Here is a 22,105-nt window from a genome sequence, read left to right as displayed (position 1 = left end):
CCAGTTGTGTCTTTCAATCACTTTTCCTCTGAATACAGAGAAATCACTTCTTCTTTTATCGTACCATCTTTATACTGAAGTTTCAACAAATACTTGTGTTCCACGTACCCTGGTATTTCTTCCGTTTTTGCTTTGACTCTCTTTGGGCCTGCCGCCTTTTCAAACACCTGCTCCATGGAAAGAACCGTGGCTGCCGTATCTACGATGGTAATGTACGCCTTTGGCTGGCGGTTATCCGGGTTTTTCAGGTGGAGAGGCAGCGGCGTATTGAAAGTACCGTTGATAAATTGCCCGCCCAGTTTAGCGGAATTATACTTGCTGTTGTCCCAGGTTGTGGAAAGGAATTCCGTTTCCCCATCGTCCCGTACCGCTCCGGCGGCTTCCGGCAAAGGAAGGTCTTCAAAGGCTGTGCCTTTTGCGATTCCCTTGATCGTTGTAACCTTCGCCGTGGAGATATCATAGGTCATTGTCTTGATATGGATCTCTAATTGCAAGCCTTTGGGGTTCTTGATATTATCAGCGTGCAGAAGATGGGCAACCAAAGCACAAGAGCCGGTTTCCTCCATGGCGGGATCATAATCAGGGTTTTGTTTCGTGCACAATTCAAAGCTCACGTCCTGCTGGCTTAACACCCCATTTGTGCTTTTCAGAGTGAGCTGTACAGTATGCTGCTCCAGCCTGCCATAGATATCCTCCAGGCTTGCCCCCAGCGGCACTTCCAACTCCCCTGTTCCCGGAATTCTGCCCGGCGAAAGCTCTTCTATATCAAATTCCCGGCAGACAGATACCGTCAAAACCGGTTTTTTCCTTGTGGCGGCAATGTAACGAGGCTTATTGACAAGAGTTCCTTCCACATCTACTCCAACACAGGTGTCGTCTGTCAAATCGGCAGGATAGGGCTGATACCCTTCCCCAGTACCCCAGTTTACGGAAATAGCCACTGTTTTGTTCTGGCCGTCCGGGCCAATGGAGGAAAGCTTTGCAGTGACAGAAGCGGGTTTATTGGGAATATCCGCAAAATCCGTGCCTTCTCTGGCAATTACGGTACACGGTACATATTCCAGAATTTCCACCGGGAAGGTGAAAAGCGGTATCATATCCAGCTCACTGTCAGGGGCATAAGTAATATTATCCGGTAAATCCAATGTTCCTGTCACAAAATCCTCATAAGCGTCCATGGGATCATACTGCGGGTTTTTCTCATCTTCCAAGGAAACCGCCACATCTCTGGTCAACGTTAAGCTGATTCCTTCCGTAACGCTCTTGATTTGGTAGGTCAAAACCGGCTGCAAAATCTGTGTGATTTCCGATAGGGTCAAACCGGCGTCCGCCACGAGGGGATCATCGCTGAGCAGCGCCGTGAGCTCATAGGCAACAGGAATCACAGCTGCTTTCAATTTTCCAGTGAATTCCTGTCCCTCCGGCTGTTTAGCTTTGCTGGGAAGATTTACCAGTTCCCCGATAATAAGCTGCTCCGCCGCAAGGTCTGCATTGTAGGCGCTCCAATCCCACACTACGTCCACGGGGATTTTCATTCCGCCTTCCAATATCACATTGACTTGAGAAGGAATGCTGGGGAAACTTTCATGGCCAACTGGAACGCTTTGATACGGGCGGATCGTTTCCAGCTCTACATCAATGATTTCCAGAGGCTCGGAAACATGAACCGTCACCTTGAGCTCCGGCAGTTCTCCTTCTTCCGGAGGAAGAATGTTGTCCGGCCAGGGGATCACAAGCTCATACTCGCCGGGAACATCCTTTTGATAATTGGGACAATGCTCCTCCTTCAGGGTAAGCGGATAGAAGGTGATCATCTGGTCTCCTGAATCCAGATCAAACAGATGCAAGGGGAATTCATGGCTGCCCTCTTCCTTCAGCAGAGCGTTCAGTTCTTCCACGGTGGTTCCCGGCAAGACCTCTAAAGAAATATCGGGAACTGTGGCATCGATGAACATATAATCGCAGGCTTTTACGGTAATTTTCAAATTACCATGTATCTCATCGTTTGAAGTCCAATATTCCGTTCCGGCACAAACAGGGTACCCCTTAATCGTTTGTTCTTTGACTTGAGTAGTATCACATTCCCACACATTCCATTTTACAGGCAGCTCGGCTGTTTTATCGTTCCACAAATTTACGGTCACTTTTTCCGGGAGCTTCGGATAAATAGTAGGCGGACCAAATTCTGTGGTTTTATTCTCCTCATTGGAAAGCATGGCATATTGTTTTACGGTTATCGGTAGGGAATCTTCAACAGAGATAATTTCTAAGTCTGGATTTGGCGGTACTTCCACTTCAATTTCCGCCTGATATCCCTCTGGGTTAAAGAAGGTATTTATTTCGGTTAAATCCAGATCTCCATAAACCGTATATATTCCGCGGGCATCGCCTTTATAATCTGAACCTTCAACATTCCATATTACAGACACTTTTTCGTCTTCGCCATTACTTAATTTTATCCACACTTTAGGGTGTTCCTGTTCCAGTAAGGTTTGCGCATCACTTGTAGCTGTATTATAATGATTTACTGGAAACTTTTCCAATGGCAAAACGTCAACAACGATAGACCCAACATAAACAGTAACATCAGCAGTTAAAGACAAAGGATTGGCATAATCTATTCCAGACAGGTTAAGCTTCCCGTGAATAGTGTATGCTGCACAGCTTTCCCCCGAATACTCAGATTCCGCTACGCTCCAAATAACGGGGATATCTTTTACTGTAGTACCGTTGTTCAAAACACCCTTAACCTTCGGGCGGCTGGATTCCAAAATGGATTGCAGCTCCTCCGCAGTGGTGCCAAGAGGAACCAACACTTTTTCAGGTGGTATTAAAGAAGCTATCGTTGGTATTACTGTGGCACCCTCATAGGCAGCCCAATATCCAACATCATAATTATTTAACGCATGCGCAGAAACGCTAGTACTAGCAAATTTTATATTGCTATACAATTTTGTTATATTAGGGGGAACGCTGTATGCTGTTGATGCTACATTTCTGCGAAACTCCGTTTTATTATCTGTAAAAATGCAAGAAGAATAATCAACACTAAAAATCGCTCCTCCACGCCTAACTGCCATGTTATCCTCAAATAGGCAATTAGAAATTGTAGCAGTTGGATAACCTGATGGCAAGTATATTGCTCCACCGTCCTTTCCTGTTTTATTTCCAATAAACTTAGTATTTGTGAAAACCAAAGGTACTTGCGTTTCTTCCCTTACGAACGCTTTATAAACAATTCCTCCGTTTTCTTGAGAGGAAGCACTTCCATTTCCTGTTATCTCTGAATCTGTTACAGAAATAGGCGCATTGTTTATCACAATACCAGCTTTCGTGTTATTCCTTATTTTAGAGGAAAAAATATTGACTTCACGCAATCCGAAAATTCCATATTCATTGTCGTGTATATCGCAATCGATAATATCTGCGGACACATAATCCCAGCATTCCTTTATTCCGCTGTCAGAATAAGTGGTATAAGCCCCCCATATTCCATCTCTAAAGCCGCTGATTTCCGTATTCTTCAAAGTCATTTTAGTCAACTTATCTCGCCTTCCGGGATTCAGAAAGGAATAGAGGAGTATCCCTTCTCCCGTTGAATAGCTTGACTTTATTGTAGAGTCCTCGATATTGATAACACCGACAAGGTCTACGTCATTTCGAAGACTAATGCCCCAATCCGCGTCAGTAACCGACACATTTATTATATCCACAGAATAGTAATTGCCTATTCCCAACCCGGTATCCATACTGCCGCAGTCGATATTCACATTTTCAATTCGGCATATTCTTCCCACCACGCCAACCCCGCCGCCTGTTACATTGCAGTCCCGAATTTCCACGTTAATGCGGGGAAAAGAATAGTTTGAAATTGAACTGACCCGAATATCACCGTTAGAAACATCAGAATTTATTATCTGAGCGGAGCCTTCATAACCAGGATGAACACCCAGTGTAGCACTGCTGGAGCTAATAATATTGCAATCCTCTACCGTGATGTTCCTGCCGTCTTTCGCAAAAATACCGCCGCCGGTTCCGGCTGTTAAGCAACCTACGAACGCTATGCTTCCATACCCAACAATCGGTTCGGTAATCGTTCTGTACTGCTGCAGATCCACCCCGTTTAGCGTAAAGGCTCCTTCCACAAGCGCCTGACTTGCGGCTCCGGTTTGTTCATTTATGGTATCAATATGTATCGTAAACGCTGTTACCGAAGCGCTGCAATCCAAGATGATATTGGAAAAAACAAATCTATGAGCGGTAGTTAGTGGAGAATCTCCGGTTCCCGCAGAAATCATTGAGAGAACATAATCAAACGCGTAAAAGTCATTGGGATCGGCCTTCGGAATAATTTGAAAAGGAATTTGATTGCGAATGGTTCGAGGCTCCGCTGCCAAGAACGCTATGCTTCTGGATACATTCAAAGGGCTTGTAATATCGAAACTATTTGTTACTACTACAATCTCCACTTCTGAGGAATCAAAAGCAGTTTTCAGCTGCTCTTCGCTTTCCACATACGCAATTCTTGTATCTTCCGCTTCTCCATTCAATATGAAAGCGGCATCGGCCAAAGAATACCCATAATCATCAGTCAAAATGGCTTCCGGATCTCGATACGCTTCATAGGGCGTATCTGGTACCTCTGAAGGAGCGCCTGTTTTAGGTCTAGGAGATAAGTCCTTCTCTGCAAAGTCAATCTCTGTAGACAACATTTTTACCGTAGAAGAATTGTCTACCATTGGAGATTTCATTGCAAGTGGTTTCTCTTCCTCCCTTGCTTCCGCCGCAAATCCTCCTACCGGGAACACGGAAACGATCATTGCCAAGGCCAAGAACATGCTGAATAATTTCTTTTTCATTGTCTTTTTCTCCTTTTCCGTGATTTCATATTTTTCAGGCTTTCGCCTATGGGCCGGGAGTAAAAACCTTAGAAAACCGTTTCCATAAATCGCACAAAACAAATTCACTTTTTACAAATTTTACCTCTATATTATATAATACCTTGTGAAATATATTTTGTCAATAAAAAAGGGGGTTTTCTGGAAATTTTTTACAAAATTACAGCCTGCTGGAAAAATCGAGGATTTTTCCAGCAGGCTGTAACTGAGGAGAAAGGCTTTTTCGATATTGCTCCTGTGAGACAACTTCAAAGCGGTCCATCGTTAGCCTTTTACAAATTCTATTTTATCCCGCAGTACCGCATCAGCATGGACGCTGCTTCCGCACGGGTGGAACGTCCCTTGGGATCCAGAATGCCGTTCCCTTTTCCGGAAAGCACGCCTGCTTCCACCGCCCAACTCAGGGCCGGCTTTGCGTATTTACTTGCCGCGCTGCTGTCCGCAAAGCGGTCAAGGGCGCTTCCCGCCTCCGGACTGCCCGCATAGCGGTGCAGGATCGCCGCCAGTTCCTGGCGGGTGATCGGGTCGTCCGGCGCAAAGATTTTTTCGGAACGCCCGGCCACAATTCCCTGCTCCGCCGCCCAGGCTATGGCTTCCTGGTAATAGGTTCCGGGCCGTACATCGGTAAAGGTCATGGGAACGCCGCTTTCCGGTTTTCCCTCCAGCCGCCAGAGGATCGTCACGATCATTCCCCGGGTGGTGGAAGCTTCCGGTGAGAAAAGCGTTTCCGCGGTGCCCGCCATCAGGCTATTAAAGTAAACATAGCGCACTGCGTCATAGTACCAGCTGTTTTCCTTCACGTCCACAAAGGGAAGTTTTTCCGGCGCGGGCGGATCAGGCTCTACCGGCCCCGGAGCGGGAGGAACGGGCTGCTCCCCCTTGGGGATCACTTCTGTTTCCAGCACCGTATGGCAAACCGTACACGCCTTTTGCTTTAACCCATCCTGAGCAGCCGTGGCGGGCGTTACCACCGTCCAGGCTCCCGGCGTATGGGGAAGCTTTTCCAGGGTGACCTCCGCAAGAGAGACTTCTGTGGTTCCCTGCTCATCTAAGAAAATACCGTCGCATATGGAGCAAGTCCAATAAGCCAGATTTCCCTCCGCGGTACAGGAAGCCGCTTTCGCCTCTGTTTTCGTCATCTCATGGAGATGCGCCAGAGGAGCCATCGTAACAGTGATAGTAAATCTTGTCTGCGCAAAATTCTTGGTATCCCAGTATTCCACCGAAACCGTATTGGCGCCTACCGAAAGCTCCTTGTCCGGCTCCTGCCAGAACCAGCCCACAGGCAAAGCGATGGAAGTAAGCTCCGTTCCATTCGGCACGCTGATATTCTCCGGCAGAACTGGCCGATCTGCTTTGGCAATTGTTACCGGCAGCGATGCAGGCGCAAGGTCGGTATGCGTTTCGTCTCCTTTTATCTTGTACCATACCGTGTAGGTATCCGCGTCCGTATTGACAGGAAGCCGCTGGCTGTATTCGCCGTTCTCGCTCTGGCTGTACAAAAGCGTGCCGCCTGCCGCTTCTCCCGGCTCGATCAGCACCTGGCCTTCTCCTGTATATTTCAGGCCCGTTTTTGCCTTTGGCGCTTTGGTGAGCACCGCAGGAGTAGGGCTTCCGGCATAATCCGGGTTTTCTTTGATCGCAATGCCCTTGTACATGCCGTTATAAGAGTAATTCGGCCAATCAAGCGGACTGCCGGGGTTACAAACCGAGTTGACCAAGCCAGAGGTAGCAACTACAACGATCTGCCCCGGCTGCTTTCCGGTGATCACGCCGTTCTTATCGATTTCAGCACAATTGGACTTTAACATACTGCTCGATGACAGCTTGCGCCAGAAAAGGCCGCTATTTGCGTCAGGCGGAGTTACTTCCGCGCTTAATTGCGCTTCTTCTCCTACCAACAGGGTACTTGGACCGGAAATTTTTATGCTTTCTATGGGAACGATGTCGTTTTCGTTATAGTAATACTGAATATCCTTTATTTTGTAGCCATAGGCGGAATTTGTTCCCTCAGGCCAATAAGCGCCGCAGACCAACCTAAAGTTATTGCCTTTTATATAAATTGTTTGTCCGGCAAGCTCAGTTCCGTAAAAAACGGTAGGATCATAGCCCAAAAAGTCCTTCACGTTTGGAAACACCTGCAAGTCAAGCGCATAAGGCGAACCCTCTTCCCCTAAATCGGTGCTTTCGTCAAACGTGATCCCGATGTACTTTACTCCTAACGGGGCCTCCCAATTCCAAGCGTCTATAAAATAGTATTCTCTTTTTACATTGTGCAGACTTTCCGGATACTTCGAGGAATAGTAGGTTTCCGATACCGCAGCACTTTCTGTGTACCCGTTCTTAAACGCCTTGGCCCGTATCTTTTTCGGCTCGTCCAGAAGAATAGGCCCAGTATACTTCAAAGAATTACGAGTAGGGATAGAGCCGTCCAGCGTATAATAAATATCAGCGTTCTCCGCGCTGCGCAGCGTAACGCTTTTATTTTCCGCATAATCGATCTCGGAGGGGCCCATGATCATAACCTTGCTAAAACTACTCCATGGCCAATAGATATTTCCACAGGGCGTAACAAATTCCGGCGGAGAAAGCCTTTCCTCATAAATCGGCTCCACGCTTTTGACTTTAAAGCCGTAATCACTGCCGGTAAGAGGAAAATTCAGCCGCATAGAAAAGCTGTTTCCTGAAACGATCACACTTTTTCCCTGCAACTCTTCGTGAATAAAATGTGTTCTTTCAATTTCGGCAAACTCATTATTGACAGGCTGCTTCTCCTTATCATACAGATACAGCCCATATTTCCAAAGCCGGGCGTCAAAATACGGGCCGGAGCGGAGCCCCTCTTCCGATGGAGCGGGAAACGGAAGATAGGTCTGCTCGTCAAAGGTAACCTTCAGGCACTTTACATTTTCGTCAGGATAAGTATAGGTCCAGGTATCGTAATAATTATAATTTTTGTAGTGAAGGCTCTCCGGATATTCGGAGATAAAATAAGTTTCTTCCACTTGATAGCTGTCTATGCAGCCGGGCTTAAAAGCCTGCACCCTGAACCGGGCTGAGCCCTGCAGTTTTACAGGCCCGGTATAAACGCGCCCCGATTCTACAGGGTCGCTTCCGTCCAGAGTATAGCGGATCTCAGCACCGGGTGTGTCACAGGTGATCGATACTGTCAGATCCTCCTGATAATACCCGCCGGGTTCACTGATCACGGGGGCCGCCACCGCTTCCTGAACGGCGTCTGCTGTCAGGGAACGCAGCGAAGCCACAGACAACACCTTTGAGTTCCCGGAATGATGCGGGTCCTGAATATCCTTTTCTACCGCATGTTCCATCAAAATGCTCTCGATCTGCCGGGGAGAAAGCTCCTTCTGATAGGTTTTCAGCATCGCGGCAGCGGCGGCAACGTGGGGCGTTGCCATGGAAGTGCCGCTTTTTTCCGTGTAACCCTCCCCTTTTTGGCAGCTGAGGACTTCACTGCCCGGCGCCCAGAGATCCACCGCATCGCCATAGTTGGAATAGTCTGCGTAAAGCCCGGTCTTTTCCAGCGCGCCCACCGTGATCGCCTCGGAATATCTCGCAGGCGCTGTCAGGCCCGCATCCAGGCTTTCGTTGCCGGCCGCTACCACTACAGAAATATTGTGAGAAACCGCCTCCAGCATTGCTTCCCGTTCCAGCTCACGTTTTCCATACCCACCCAGGCTCAGGTTGATTACATCGCAATTCCGCTGTATGGAGAAAAGCATTCCGTTATAAATGGAAAGTTCTGTTCCATACCCATTCATATCCAAAACTCTTACCGGCAAAATTTTCACATTGGGCAAGGTGCAGTCTACAATAATGCCGGAAACATGGGTGCCATGGCCATTCAGATCATTAGAAGAAGTTCCGTTCTCTATAAAGCATTCGTTCACCGGAATAACACGATCCTTCAAAAACTCATGCTTCGCGTATACTCCTGTGTCCACAACTGCCACAACAACTTCCTCAAGGCCCGTGTTCGTCTGCAAATACTCGTTGTAGGTATCGGCTTCAATAAAGTCCGCACCCCAGGAATTGTGGGTCTCCGCCACGGATACCACCGTGTCCGGCTCCACATACTCCACGCCTTCTGTCAGCAGCAGCTTTTCATGGGCGCTTCTGGCCTCCTCCTCTGTTTCGTACTGCAGCACATGCAGGCTTCGAAACCCGGAGATCTCCTTGACCGCACCGTAGGTCTCAAGTTCCTCTTCCTCACTTTTCACAATAAGGCGCTTTGTCTGATAAGGCTTTGTCAACAGTACCTTGTCTTCCACGGCCTCGGTTTCATATCCAAAAAAATCTGCCATGGTATCCAGGGGAACATACAGGGTTCCGTCGATCAGCTCGGGCTCGGTACTCAAAGCGCAAAGACCTTCCTTTTCGCCCTCGCTGACGATGGCTTTCGCTTCTCCGTGCGTAAAGGCGATCTCCCCTTCCTCTGTCTGCACGGTGGCTGTGCCGGTGCGGCGGTCAAAGGAAACCTTCGCCTCCTCCCGCTCTGCCAAAGCCCGTACCGGCAGCATGAGAATATCGTCTTTTGTGACCGGCGTGACCTCCCGGTTTTCCACTACCGGCTGCACTTCGCCGTCCACCACCATTTCAGACTCTCCTACCTCCAGGCAGATTCCGGAAATGTAGTCGTCCTCCATGGTTTCTCCCAGCAACTCACTTACCGCCGAGGAAAACTCCTCGAATCCCAGCCATTCCGACTCCTGCCCTGCCGCAGGAAGCTCACCCTTTTCCGCAAAAGCGGATACAGGTATCGTTAGCAGAAGTATCGCTACCGTCAAAACAATGCTTAAGATCCTCTTTTTCATTCTGTCAATTTTCCTCCATTTGTAGCCTTCAGCCGCTTTCCGGGTATTTCCCAGACCCGGGCGCGAAAGTCACCGGCTGATTTTCTTGCCATAATACTATATAATAAACGCTCAAAAAAAGTCAATAAGTTTCCTGCGCAATTTCCCTGTAAAGAATTGTTTTCAGCTTTCCATATTTTTCCTTAAGTTTTTTTAGAGTGCGCCCTTAAAACAGCAAAAGCAAAATTTTTTCAAAAAAGACTTGCAAAATTTTCTCCCATATGCTATTATCTTAGAGCACCAAAAAGTGCATGTCCTATTTGGGGGTGTAGCTCAGCTGGGAGAGCGCCTGAATGGCATTCAGGAGGTCAACGGTTCGATCCCGTCCATCTCCACCAATAAAAAAGGTCACCGGTAGGTGACTTTTTTTATTTGCTAAAATGACGGCGAGAGAAGTGCTGTGGTTTGAACACCGGGCGCAGATCGCTGGAAAAGCAGGCTTTGCTGCCGCAAAGAATCCCGTCCTTTGGCCTTTTACTCAGAAATCAAGGCCAAGATTCTTCGTCACTGCGTTCCTCAGGATGACAAGAGGGGACTAGCTGCTAAATTAGAGTTTGGCAATTGTCCGCTTACTCCTCTCTTGTCATCCTGAACGAAGTGAAGGATCTCGTTCTTTGGCTCTTTACGCAGAAATTATGGATGAGATCCTTCGTCAAGAAAGCTATAGCTTTCTTGACGAAGGATAACAAAAAGGAAAGCTCACCCTTCTCCAACAACTAAACCAACGACTAATAACACCAAACTATAATTTATTCCCCAACCTTGTCCTTTCTTTCAGGCATTATAGCGCTGTTACTATCTAGGAGCCAACATTCAGAGTCAAAAAGAGCTTGTTTCTTCCACGGAACAAGCTTTTTCTGTTTTGCGGCAAGGCGGGGCGGCCTCTTTTTTCTATCCCCTGCGATATTCTCCCGGGGTGATACCTACAATGCGCTTGAAGCTTCGGCTGAAGCTGGAGGCGTTGGCGTAGCCTAGCTGCTGGGAGATCTCTTCCAGCGTAATGTTTGTTTGTGATAAAAGCGCCTGGGCCTTTTGCGCCTTTTTCTCGGAGACATATTGCTGGAAGGTTACCTGATAGCATTTCTTAAAATAGGCGCTCAGGTTGGAGACCTGCATATAATAATGCTCTGCCACCTCCGCAATGGAGAAATTCGGGTCCAGAAAATGCTCGTCCACATAGGCCTTGATCCCCCGGCGATGGGTGTTGACAGACCGGACCTCCTGCTCGAACATTGCTGACAGCTTTCTTTCCTGATCTGACAGCATCTGGACCATTTGGCTGGCGGAACAGAGCTCTGGGCCGTCTGCCTCCCAGGCGGAGGCTCCCTCAGGATCGGGGTCAACGCTTTGAAACACGAACATTGCCTGGCCGAAAATCAGCTTTGTGATGGCAATGGGAGTAGTCGTTGAGGAAAGGAGGCGAACGATGGAGCCCACCGCCTGGTGCACTCTCTCCATATCCCGGCAGTCCACCGCGTGGGTAAGCTCGTAAATGGCGCCGAAGGGCCGGGGAAGCTCCGGCGTTTCCGCACCGGAAAGCTGTTCCGCCTCTGAGATGGAATAGTCCGGTAAATTCCTGACTAAGGCCGAATCGAGAAATTGATGAAGCAGCTTGACATTTTCTTCCGCTTCAAAAATATCCTCTCCGCTTTTTCCCACCACCGCGTAAAAGGGGCGAATTCCTTTCATTTCAGGCAAGCCGAATACCTCTCGCCGCAAAAATTCCTCCAAACTGTCAAAGAGCGGCTTTTCCACCTCCTTTGCCATACTGACCAGACAAAAGAAAGCGCTTTTTTCCATACAGGCCGAAAATACGATCTGTATTTTTCCGGAGTCCATTCCACGAAAATGCCGGTTCAGTTTATCCACAACGGAAAGCACCGGGCGCTTTGAGGTTTCCCCGTTCTCCCGCGCCAGAATAAAAACCGGAAGTAAGGCTCTGCGGTACAGGTCAATTTCCAGGCGTTCTTCCATATCGGACAGATCATTGACCTCCTGAATGCTTCCCGAGAGGAACTCATAGAGAAACAAGGACTTATAGTTTTCCCGGTATGCCTGCAGCGTCAGCTTCAGCTTGCTGTTACGGCGCTGCATCTGGGAGATCCCGCTTTGAAGCCGTTCGTATTCCGAGCCTCCGCGCGCATTTTCCGGAAGGCCCGGCACTTCACCGATCTCCTTCAAAATTCGGAGAAGGGGCCTGTAATTTGTGCGGAGGATGATCAGCATAGCGGCTATCCCGGCTGTGATAATCAGCAAAACAATAGCAATGGTAAGCCTGTGCAAACGATCCAATTCCCGATAAAGCAGTTCCTTTCCTTCAAAAACCTGATAAGTGAGTCCCAGCGACTTGCATTTTCCCGTATAAGTAATATAGGCATCTTCCTCCACCCCGGCGCGCTGTTTTCGCACCGCGCCCCACATCTCTTCCTCCGACAGGGCCGAGGAAGACGAAAGGTAGATCGTGTCCGCGTCATACAGTAAATAATTGCGGGATTCTCCGCAGAACTCGGAAAGAAAATCACGCACCCCGCTTTCTGGAATAAAAAATATCACGCTGCCCATTTTCCCGGACAACGGATAGGTCAAAACCAGCATGGGCTGTGGTTGAGTCTGGTTGTAAATATTGTAATAAAAATCGGGAGCCAAAAAGACCGAAGGAGCTGTGGAGCTAAGCTCCAGCAGCTCCTTTTCTTCCTCCTTATGAAATCTGTATAAAACGCTTTGAAAGTATTCCAGGCTGATCGTTCCCGTGGGAGAATAGATCTGCCCTCTTTCCGGCTGGTACAGCAGCACCGTTTCCACCAGCTCGCTGCGGCCTCTGACCGCTTTCAACAGATTTTTTATCTGCCGAGAATAGAGATACGTGCCGGACTCCTCCCGTGCTATGTTTTGAATAGAGCTTTTCAGTTCAAGAGAAGCTCCGAACATTTTCAGAAATTCCTCGTCCAGCCGCTCTACCGCCCGCTGTGAGGGCTCGGTGAGCCCGTCTTCGATCACATGGTTTAGAACCTCATAATTCTGCGGATAAAAGAAAGCAAGGATCACCACCACGGGAAGAATTGTGACCCCCAAAAACACAAAAATAATTTTCCACAGTACAGAGCTTCCCTTCATTTCCAACCTGCCTTTCTCCAAAACCACCATAATTCCAACAATTATATTATTGCAATATGCCCCTTTTTTGTCAATACTTCCATCTCTTTCTCCAATCATACAATATTTATATCTCTATAAGTATTGTGCAGCCAACCTTAAGAATTTCAGAAAGACCCACCTGTCAGCATGGCTTTCAAGACATTTTTCGCGCTATAAATAATGTTGATTGCAAAACCTCGACTATCTGCGCTAAAATTTGGTCAGTTAAGAAAATTTTTTGGCAAATCTGCCAGAAGAAAGGCGGGCATTTTATGAAGAAAAAAACAGACGACCCCAGCAGAGCAACAGCCGATTCCCTTTGGAAGAGGTGCTTTCAATGCAAGGAGCTGTTTTTGTTCCTGCTTCCGGCCATTCTGCTGATTCTGGTATTCAACTATTTCCCCATGTATGGCATTCTCATGGCGTTTCAGAATTTTGTGCCCAGCAAAGGAATTTGGGGAAGCTCTTTTGTGGGGCTTCAGCAGTTTGAACGTTTTTTCAGCCTTCCCACCTTCGGAAGCCTGATCGGAAACACGGTAAAAATCAGCCTGCTTTCCCTGGCGGTCAATTTTCCTATTCCCATTCTTTTAGCGCTTCTATTAAACCAGATTCGAGGAGAACGAACCAAAAAGGCGGCGCAAACCTTTGTTTATATGCCCCACTTCATTTCCGTGGTGGTGGCGGTGGGTATGATAAACGTGCTGCTTTCCCCCGCTGGCGGCATTTACGGCGGCGTCTGCAAGGCCCTTGGCATAAAGGCCGTTAACCTGTTCAGCAAGCCCGGGGCTTTTCAATGGATCTATGTTTTATCGGACACCTGGCAGCACGCGGGCTGGAACTCCATTATTTACCTTGCCGCCCTTTCCAGTGTAGATCCTTCTCTGTATGAGGCCGCAACGGTAGACGGGGCCAACCGGCTGCAAAAGATCTTTCACATCGATATCCCCGCCCTGATCCCCACCATGGTCATTCTGCTGATCCTGAATACCGGAAATGTGCTCAGTGTGGGCTTTGAAAAGATCTTCCTCATGCAAAACTCTGCCAACATAGGCGTTTCCGAAGTAATTTCCACCTATGTTTACAAGATCGGCTTGAAATCCGCCCAATACAGCTTTTCCGCGGCGGTAGGGCTCTTTAACACCCTGATAAACTTTGTAGTGCTGCTTCTGGTAAATCAAATCAGTAAAAAGGTTGCGGACACCAGCCTTTGGTAATGGAAAGGAGAAAACGAAATGGCACAAAAAAGCGCGGTTCTCAAAAAGAAACAGCTTTCCGATATTTTGATCGACCTTTTCGTTTACGGGGCCATTGCCTTGACCGTGATCGCCGCGGCATACCCCGTCTACTTCGTATGTATCGCCTCTGTGAGCAGCCCCACGGCGGTTTCCCGGGGAGAGGTTCTGCTTCTTCCCAAGGAGATCAATTTCCGGGCCTACCAGGAGGTTTTTCAGGACGCCAGAGTGTGGCTGGGCTACCGGAACACCATTTTTTATACTCTGGCCGGAACGGCATTGAGCCTGGTATTTACCATTCCCGCCTCCTTCTCTCTTTCCCGGAAAGAGCTGCCCTTCCGGCAGGGACTGATGTTTTTCTTTACCTTTACCATGTTTTTCAGCGGCGGGCTGATTCCCACCTATTTTCTCATGCAAAACCTGAACCTGGTAAACACGGTATGGGTAATGATCCTGCCCTTCTCCGTCAGCGTGTATAACCTGATCGTGACCCGCACATTTTTCCAGAATTCGATCCCGGAGGATCTATTCGAGGCGGCACGAATCGATGGGTGCAGCTATACCCGATTTCTCTTCCAGATCGTTCTTCCCCTTTCCAAGGCCATTATCGCGGTGATCGGGCTCTATTACGCCGTGTGGTACTGGAATGAATATATGCGGGCCCTTATTTATGTACAGGACAAAAACCTGATTCCTTTGCAGCTGGTGCTGCGAAATATTCTGGTAGAAAATCAGGCCCTGGAGGGATCCTCACTGGGCGCTGAATCCAGAAGGCAGCTGGTGGATCTGCTGAAGTACGCTTTGATCGTGGTTTCCACCCTTCCTATGCTGATTTTGTATCCGCTTTTACAGAAATATTTTGAAAAAGGTGTGATGATCGGCTCCATTAAGGGCTGATACTATAAAAAGCTTGTATTCCTACAAGCCCCCAAAAAGGAGATGTCATGATGAAAAAGCACAGAAAACAATCCCTGACACGCCTGATATCCCTGATGATATCGGCACTTCTGGTAGTTTCGCTGCTGGCAGGCTGCGGCACAAGCACCGGAAACAGCTCCAACGCATCGAGCACGCCTGCTTCCAGCAAGACCGCCTCCACAAACGAGGAGCCGGGACAGGAATCTGTTACCCTTACCGCCATTGCCTGCCTGAGCGATAAGACCATCGAGCCCAATGAAATGCCCTCCATTCAGGAAATCGAAACCAACACCGGGATCCATGTGGAATGGGAAACCATTCATTCCGCCGACAGCTGGAATGAGCGTAAAGCGCTGGTTTTGGCCGGTGGAGACTTGCCGGATATGTTTTTCGGGCAGGTCACACTTCTGGCCTCGGACGTTATCAACAACAAAGAGCTGTTTACCGAGTTGACTCCCCTGCTGGACAAGGCCCCCAACGTACAAAAAATGTTTGAGGAAGAGTCCGGGCTTAAGAGCATGGTCACCATGGAGGACGGCTCTGTGATGTTCCTGCCCTCCCGGATGCCCCTGCGCCCCAAAACCTTGACGAATGTATTTATCAATCAGGATTGGCTGGACACCCTGGGACTTTCCATGCCCACCACCACGGACGAGCTGGTCACCGTGCTGGAAGCCTTCCGGGACAAGGATCCTAACGGAAACGGTATTCAGGACGAAATTCCCATGGGAGGGATCGGCGCTGAGTACAACAATAATCCGCTCACCGCTCTGCTGGGCGCTTTTGGCGTGACCTACAACGAATTTTCCTACAACAATGAATTCCTTATGATCAAGGACGGCAGCCTGCATTTCGTACCTACCATGGAGGAATACAAGGAATGCCTGATTTTCCTGAACGATTTGTTTGAAAAGGGACTGATCGATCCTGAAGCCCTTACACAGGACAGCTCTCAGTATTACGCAAAAATGGGCGCTACCGATCCGCAAATTGTCGGAGTTGGCTCCGCCTGGACTATTTCCGGCGGCATAGGAGACGCGAACAAGGATTCCTACGCCACTATGCCTCCGCTGAAGGGGCCCCACGGAGACCAGCTGTGGAGCTCGAACCCCACAACTTTGGCGGCCGTACAGTGCAGCTGGGCTATGTCCGCTACCTGCAGCAATAAAGAAGCCGCCATGAAATACGTCAACGAATTCTATAACCCTGAAACAGGCGTGCAGTTCTACTTTGGCTCCTATGGCGTCAGCCTGGAAAAACAGAACGACGGCATGATCCAGGTGCTGGAAAGCGGCGATCCTGAGCTTCCCTTTGACGCATGGCTGTGGAAAAACGGCTTTGGAGACCGAGGACCCTACTACATCAGCCAAGAGTTTGACAAAAAGCTGATCCCCAACAGCTGGGCAGAAGAAAAGGTTCAGATCGACGCCATCTACACGCCCTATATCCCCTCTGAGGACGAGATTTATCCTGCTGTGCTCTACAGCGCCGAGGACAACGCGGAGCTGAGCATTTTGCAAACCGATATTCAGAACATCACCGATCAGAATTTTGCCAGGTGGGTCGGCGGCGAGGGCGATATCAACGCCGAATGGGACAATTACCTGGCCTCTCTGGAAAATGTGGGCCTTTCCCGGGCCATGGAGATCTACAACAAATACTGGGAAAATTCCAAAAAGTAATTTCAGCTCACTTAGCAAAGGGTCATTATCAGTTATTCGTCGTGAGTAGTTAGTTGTTAGAAAAGGAAAAGATCTCTCTTTGTCATTCTGAACGAAGTGAAGAATCTCGTCCTTTGTCCTTTTAGTCAGGCATTAAGGACGAGATTCTTCGTCACTTTGTTCCTCAGAATGACAAAGTAGGAGGCAAGCGGGGAACCGGTAAATTGGAATTTGGCGGGGTGGTTAAGCCTTCCCTTGCTTGCAAGGGAAGGGGGACCGCCGAACGGCGGTGGAAGGGATAGTTACACGCAGAAAGTGGGATAAAACCGCCAGTTTTGATCCCCTCAGTCACGGCGAAGCCGTGACAGCTCCCCTTACTCGCGCAAGTGGAGCCTAAGGGCGTAAAATTATCATTTCTTGTTCTCCTAACAGCAAAGACGTCTCCCGCTTTGGGAGACGTCTTTGCTGTTTTCTCTCAGCGCTATTCACAGTTCTAAAAAAGGGTGAGCTGAAGCTGCTCTCTTTCCTCCGGAAATTCAGATAAATACCGGAAAATTTGGTCGTTATCGTGGACAATGCCGTTTCTCTCACAGGTGCTGTGAAACAACCGCGTCAAACGGGCGGAATGGGGGCTTCCCACCTCATAGCGGTCTCCATAGTGTTCCAGATACCTTTCCTTCAGCCCTGGGAACAAACGATCCAGCTGAGCATAGAAATACTCCCGGTTTCCTTCCCGAAGGGTAAGACCCATGCCAAAACAGATCACACCGTACACCCCGGCCTCGATACACAGCTTGAGAATACCGGAAATATTTTCTTCCGTGTCATTGAGAAAGGGCAGGATCGGCGAAAGCCAAACCACGGTGGGAATTCCCGCAGCCTGAAAACGCTTCAGCGCCTCAAAGCGTTCTTTCGTGGTGCTGACCCTGGGCTCCAGCTTTTTGCAGAGCTCCTCGTCACAGGTGGTGAGAGTCATCTGTACGACACATTTTGTTTTTTCGTTGATTTTTCGCAGCAGATCAAGATCCCGCAGGATCAATGCGGACTTTGTCTGCACAGTGAACCCGAACCCGTATCGCAGGGCCAGCTGCATGGCTTTTCTGGTATACTCCAGCCGCTCTTCTAAAGGAATATAGGGATCTGTCATGGCGCCGGTGCCCAGCATACATTTTTTCCGCTTGTGTTTCAGCGCGTCTTCCAGCAATTCCAGAGCGTTTTCCTTGACTTCGATATCCTCAAATTCGTGCTCCATATGGTAGCATTTGCTTCTGGAATCGCAATAAATACAGCCATGGGAGCAGCCGCGGTACAGGTTCATTCCATTGTGGGCGGAAAGAATCCCCTTTACCTTTTTGTAGTGCATGGCTCCCTCTCCCCTTTCAGCGCCGGTTTTCCTCCAGCAGCTTACAGACCTCCGCTTCTGTTTTCAGCTTCAGCGCCTGCTCCGCTAAGAGAGACGCTTCCCCTTTCGTCCACTGAGAGAGCGCCCGGCGGGTAGGCAGCAGGAAGGAAGGCTGCACGTTGAGCTCCTCCGCCCCCAGGCCCAGCAGGAGAGGCAGAAATAAGGGATCTGCGGCGGCCTGGCCGCACACGCTTATGGGAATTCCGGTTTCCCTTCCACAGGAAAAGATCCGCTGAAGAGAGCGGAGCAGTGCGGGGTCATAATGGGAATACAGGTGGGATACCTTTACGTTATCCCGATCCACTGCCAGAATATACTGGGTCAGGTCGTTCATGCCAATGCTGAGAAAATCCGATTCTTCGGCCAGAAGCTCCACGGTAAGGGCCGCGGCGGCGGTTTCCACCATGGCCCCCAGCGGCATATCCTCCCGCAGACTTTCCCCTTTGTTTCGCAGCTCTTCTTTACATTCCGCAAAAACCTTCTTTACCCAGCGAAGCTCCTCCACCCCGGTGATCATGGGGATCATCAGGCGTACATCGCCATAGGCCCCGGCACGGAGGATCGCTTTCAGCTGGGTGCGGAACATTTCCTCCTGCTCTCTATAGAGGCGCACGCCCCGGCAGCCCAAAAAGGGATTTTCCTCCTGCTCCCAGAAGAGCCCCGGCAGCCGCTTGTCGCCGCCGATATCCAGAGTACGGATCACCAGGGGCTTTCCGCCCACGGCCCTGACAAGAGAAGTATACATTCGGAACTGTTCTTCCTCCCCGGGGAGAGTGGAGCGATCCAGATACAAAAATTCCGAGCGCAGCAGACCCACGCCGTCACAGCCGTATTTCCCGGCCTGCCTTATCTCCCCTTCGCTTCCCACCCCGGCGGTGAGCCGTATGCGAAGCTGATCCGCCGTTACCGCGTTGTGGCCGATATAAGTATTCAGCGCCTCCTTGCTTTGCAGATAGATCTCTCTCTTTTTTTCACTGCTTTGCAGCTCTTCCGCTGTGGGAGAAAAAAGCACGGTTCCCTCGGTACCGTCCACCACAGCCCATTCCCCGTTTTTCACCTGGGAGGCTACTTCTCCGGTTTCCACCACGGTGGGGATCTCCATGGCCCTGGCCAGGATCACACTGTGGGAGGCTTTGCCGTCCTTGCAGAAAACGATGGCGGCTATGGGGTGGGAAATCAGGGCGGTCATGGCGGAGGGCGGCAGAGAATCCGCAATCAATACCGTATCGGGCGGCAGGGCGGAAAAATCTGTTTCCGGCAGCCCCAGCAAAATGCGGAGCAGTCTGTCGCGAAGATCCCGCACGTCCGCGGCGCGCAGACGGATCACCTCGCTTTCCGATTCCAGAAGGCTGCCAATAAATTGGGCGCAGGCCGCATCCAGCGCCGCTTCCGCGGACTGGCGGGAAGCAATGCGCGCTTTCACCGCCTCCTCCAAAGCGGGGTCCCGCGCCATGGCAACCTGGCTCAGCAAAATATCCGCCTGCTCCTGGCCTGCCACCGGCGCAAGCCGCGCCGCCCTCTCCCGAAGCTCTCCGCAGAACCGCTTCACAGCATGCCGATAGCGCCTCCATTCCTCCGCCTGGCCCCGTGCCGGTTTTTCCTTTGCGGTGATCCGGGCCGCATGGTACAGAAATACCCGGCCCATGCCGATCCCCGGCGAGGCCGCGATCCCGTGTAAAAGCGTTCCCATGGCGGTTTCCTCCTGCTTTTATAGTAGTTAGTCGTTAGTAGTTAGTCGTTAGAAAAAGACCAAGCCCCCGCCTTTTTGTCATTCTGAGGAACAAAGTGACGAAGAATCTTGCCCTTAATTCCAGGGAAAAAGGACAAAGGACGAGATTCTTCACCGAGAAAGCAAGGCAGCCTTGCTTTCTGTTCAGTAATGACAGGTGGGAAGTGAGTGAGTAACCGCTAAATGATAGTTTATCGCCCTTAGGCTCCCCTTATTTATAAGGGGAGCTGTCAGCCGAAGGCTGACTGAGGGGATTGGAAGCCAGCGATTTGATGCAACTTTCCGCGCAAACCCGATCCCTTCCGTCATGCTTACGCATGCCACCTCCCCTTGTAAACAAGGGGAGGCTAAGGGCAAATAAATTCCAATTTAGCGCATTCTTCCTTTGCCCTTAAATTTCTCATTGCTAATTGCTCATTACGCGTCGCACGACGTGCGACGCGCTGCCTAGCGTCCGGCAGCTGAATTCGGGTCAATGAAAATCGTTTTGTAGGTATCGTAGATCACCATGCCGGGCTTTGCGCCCTGGGGCTTGCTGACGTGGCGCACCTGGGTATAATCCACCGGCACCTGGGCGGAGTCCTTTGCCCGGCTGTGGGTGGCGGCCAAAGCCGCCGCTTCCTCCATGGCCTTTGGGGTGGGGGTTCTTCCCTCTGTGACCAGAATGGTATGGGAGCCGGGGATATTTTTGGTGTGGAACCAGATATCGTTATTGTTCGCCAGCTTCATGGTGAGCTTATCATTTTGCCGGTTATTTCTGCCCACCAGCACGGTAAAACCGTCGGAGACTGTAAATGTCATGGGCTCGCTGATTCCGGCTGGCCTTTGCTTTTTCCCCCGCGGGATCCGCACATAGCCCTGCTCTCCCAGTTCTCCCCGGATCTCCGAGAGATCCTGCTCTGTTTCCGCACGGGAAAGGGCGTCCAGCACGGTATCCAGGTATTCCAGCTCCCGCCCGGCCAGGGCAATCTGCTCGGTGAGCTTTTCCTCGGCGGTTTTCGCTTTCCGGTACTCCTTATAATATTTCTGGGCGTTCTGCGAGGGAGAAAGTGCGGGATTCAGCTTGATGGAAACAAGGGGCTGGCCTTCCTCGTAATAATTGGGCAGCTCGGCATGCTCCGCTCCTTTCGGCAGGGCATAGAGATTGGCGCTGATCAGGTCTCCCGCGATCCGCAGAGCGTCCCGCTGGGCACACTGCTCCAGCTCCGCCCGCTGGGCGTTGATTTTTCGGGAAAGCCGGTCGGAATGGTTGGAAAGCAGGCGGAGAAGATCCTGCTCCCGCACCCGCATGCGTTCCTGCTGATCCCGCTCCCGGTAAAAATCGTCCAGCAGAGCGGAAAAGCTTTCCCCTTTCTTCACCACTGCGGCGGTACCGTACTGGTGGATCTCCACAAAAGAAAAATCCATGGGCTTTTTCTGGGCGTTTACGGCCATAAAAGGCTGTCCGGAAACGGCTTCCGCTGTTTCCTTCAGCTGCTGAAAGAAAAAGCCCGTTCGGAAATACTGTTCCTCGTTCATGGTTTTTACCGTAAGCTCCACACCCCGGCCCGCCTGATGGGCCAGTTCCCTGCACACGATGGGCGACACGCCCTGAAGGACAGAAAGCAAAGCCTTGGAAAGCTCCATATCTCCCGGCAGGGCCTTTAAGAGAGCGATAAGCTCCTGAGAGGTGATTTCCAACACGCTTTTTTTCTCCTGAGGCGGGGGCAGGTGATAGGTAAGCCCCGGCAGCACCAGCCGCTGGGAGGACATTTCCGCGTCCACCCGCTTTAATGCGTCTATGATCTTTCCCTCCTGGTCTGTTAAGATCACATTGCTGTACCGGCCCATGATCTCCATGGTAAGGGTGAGCACCACATGATCTCCCAGATCGTTTATGGCGTCAAAATCGAAATGAAGCAGCCGCTCCAGCCCCGGCTGGCGAATGGCAATAAGCTTTGCCCCCAGCAGCTTTTTTCGCAGCAGCATGCAGAGCATGGGCGGCTGCTTGGGGTTTTCCAAGGCAATGGAGGTGAAATGTACCCGGGCACTGTTGGCCCGGGCGGAAAACAGCACCTTATAGGCGGCCTCCCTGGTACGGAACGCCACCATCAATTCCTCCCGGTTGGGCTGATGGAGCTTATCCACTCTGCCGCCCAGAAGCTTCTCTTCCAGCTCCTGCCTGATATGCCGTAAAAAAATACCGTCTAATGCCATGACGCTTTCCTTTCCTTTAGGCAACTTGCTCACAATCTTTGTGCGGTGTTGCCTTTACAA

At 50.2% G+C, this 22,105-nt stretch carries 9 protein-coding genes and 1 tRNA gene; 4 read left to right on the top strand and 6 right to left on the bottom strand.

The features are described from left to right. Window positions 1–17: 17 nt before the first annotated feature. Together U8T64_RS10905 and U8T64_RS10900 are read right to left on the bottom strand one after the other, a co-directional pair. A complete protein-coding gene (locus tag U8T64_RS10905) occupies window positions 18–4,859 on the bottom strand; it encodes a right-handed parallel beta-helix repeat-containing protein (RefSeq protein WP_322183459.1) in 4,842 nt (1,613 codons plus the stop codon). Window positions 4,860–5,179: 320 nt separating this feature from the next. Next, the gene (locus U8T64_RS10900) at window positions 5,180–9,733 is read right to left on the bottom strand and encodes a S8 family serine peptidase (protein WP_322183457.1); all 4,554 of its coding nucleotides are present in this window, start codon (window positions 9,731–9,733) and stop codon (window positions 5,180–5,182) included. A gap of 301 nt (window positions 9,734–10,034) precedes the next feature. Here U8T64_RS10900 and U8T64_RS10895 point away from each other — a divergent pair. Further along, window positions 10,035–10,110: transfer RNA gene (locus tag U8T64_RS10895), tRNA-Ala, on the top strand. Between the two features lie 553 nt (window positions 10,111–10,663). Here U8T64_RS10895 and U8T64_RS10890 read toward each other — a convergent pair. Further along, window positions 10,664–12,886 carry a helix-turn-helix transcriptional regulator gene (locus tag U8T64_RS10890; protein WP_322183455.1) on the bottom strand — a complete coding sequence of 741 codons (2,223 nt, stop codon included), beginning with the start codon at window positions 12,884–12,886 and terminating at the stop codon, window positions 10,664–10,666. Window positions 12,887–13,179: 293 nt separating this feature from the next. On the opposite strand from U8T64_RS10890, the gene U8T64_RS10885 reads away from it, so the two are divergent. The 3 genes from U8T64_RS10885 to U8T64_RS10875 are packed head-to-tail and all read left to right on the top strand — an operon-like array spanning window position 13,180 to window position 16,739. Beyond that, on the top strand, window positions 13,180–14,121 hold the full coding sequence (locus tag U8T64_RS10885) for an ABC transporter permease (RefSeq protein WP_322183453.1): 942 nt from the start codon (window positions 13,180–13,182) through the stop codon (window positions 14,119–14,121). Between the two features lie 18 nt (window positions 14,122–14,139). Then, a complete protein-coding gene (locus tag U8T64_RS10880) occupies window positions 14,140–15,036 on the top strand; it encodes a carbohydrate ABC transporter permease (protein ID WP_322183451.1) in 897 nt (298 codons plus the stop codon). 47 nt (window positions 15,037–15,083) lie between these two features. Next, complete coding sequence (locus U8T64_RS10875; protein WP_322183449.1) at window positions 15,084–16,739, top strand: extracellular solute-binding protein; 1,656 nt, start codon at window positions 15,084–15,086, stop codon at window positions 16,737–16,739. Between the two features lie 472 nt (window positions 16,740–17,211). Here the strand turns inward: U8T64_RS10875 and U8T64_RS10870 are convergent, their stop codons facing one another. The 3 genes from U8T64_RS10870 to U8T64_RS10860 form a co-directional block, all read right to left on the bottom strand. Then, window positions 17,212–18,081, bottom strand: coding sequence for an SPL family radical SAM protein (locus U8T64_RS10870; protein WP_322183447.1), 870 nt, complete (start codon window positions 18,079–18,081; stop codon window positions 17,212–17,214). A gap of 16 nt (window positions 18,082–18,097) precedes the next feature. Continuing rightward, the gene (gene ptsP, locus U8T64_RS10865; RefSeq protein WP_322183445.1) at window positions 18,098–19,810 is read right to left on the bottom strand and encodes a phosphoenolpyruvate--protein phosphotransferase; all 1,713 of its coding nucleotides are present in this window, start codon (window positions 19,808–19,810) and stop codon (window positions 18,098–18,100) included. 486 nt (window positions 19,811–20,296) lie between these two features. Continuing rightward, a complete protein-coding gene (locus U8T64_RS10860) occupies window positions 20,297–22,045 on the bottom strand; it encodes an Rqc2 family fibronectin-binding protein (RefSeq protein WP_322183443.1) in 1,749 nt (582 codons plus the stop codon). Window positions 22,046–22,105 lie beyond the last annotated feature (60 nt).

The organism is Neglectibacter caecimuris (assembly GCF_034335015.1).
GTDB classification, from domain to species: domain Bacteria; phylum Bacillota; class Clostridia; order Oscillospirales; family Acutalibacteraceae; genus Acutalibacter; species Acutalibacter caecimuris_A.
The sequence above is the reverse complement of the archived record's forward strand: the minus strand, read 5'-3'. Positions and strand labels throughout refer to the sequence as shown.

Excerpts from the sequence above, each read along its gene's own strand:
- U8T64_RS10905 (WP_322183459.1), bottom strand. The coding sequence starts at position 4,859 with ATGAAAAAGAAATTATTCAGCATGTTCTTGGCCTTGGCAATGATCGTT.
- U8T64_RS10900 (WP_322183457.1), bottom strand. The coding sequence starts at position 9,733 with ATGAAAAAGAGGATCTTAAGCATTGTTTTGACGGTAGCGATACTTCTG.
- U8T64_RS10890 (WP_322183455.1), bottom strand. The coding sequence starts at position 12,886 with ATGAAGGGAAGCTCTGTACTGTGGAAAATTATTTTTGTGTTTTTGGGG.
- U8T64_RS10885 (WP_322183453.1), top strand. The coding sequence starts at position 13,180 with ATGAAGAAAAAAACAGACGACCCCAGCAGAGCAACAGCCGATTCCCTT.
- U8T64_RS10880 (WP_322183451.1), top strand. The coding sequence starts at position 14,140 with ATGGCACAAAAAAGCGCGGTTCTCAAAAAGAAACAGCTTTCCGATATT.
- U8T64_RS10875 (WP_322183449.1), top strand. The coding sequence starts at position 15,084 with ATGATGAAAAAGCACAGAAAACAATCCCTGACACGCCTGATATCCCTG.
- U8T64_RS10870 (WP_322183447.1), bottom strand. The coding sequence starts at position 18,081 with ATGCACTACAAAAAGGTAAAGGGGATTCTTTCCGCCCACAATGGAATG.
- ptsP (WP_322183445.1), bottom strand. The coding sequence starts at position 19,810 with ATGGGAACGCTTTTACACGGGATCGCGGCCTCGCCGGGGATCGGCATG.
- U8T64_RS10860 (WP_322183443.1), bottom strand. The coding sequence starts at position 22,045 with ATGGCATTAGACGGTATTTTTTTACGGCATATCAGGCAGGAGCTGGAA.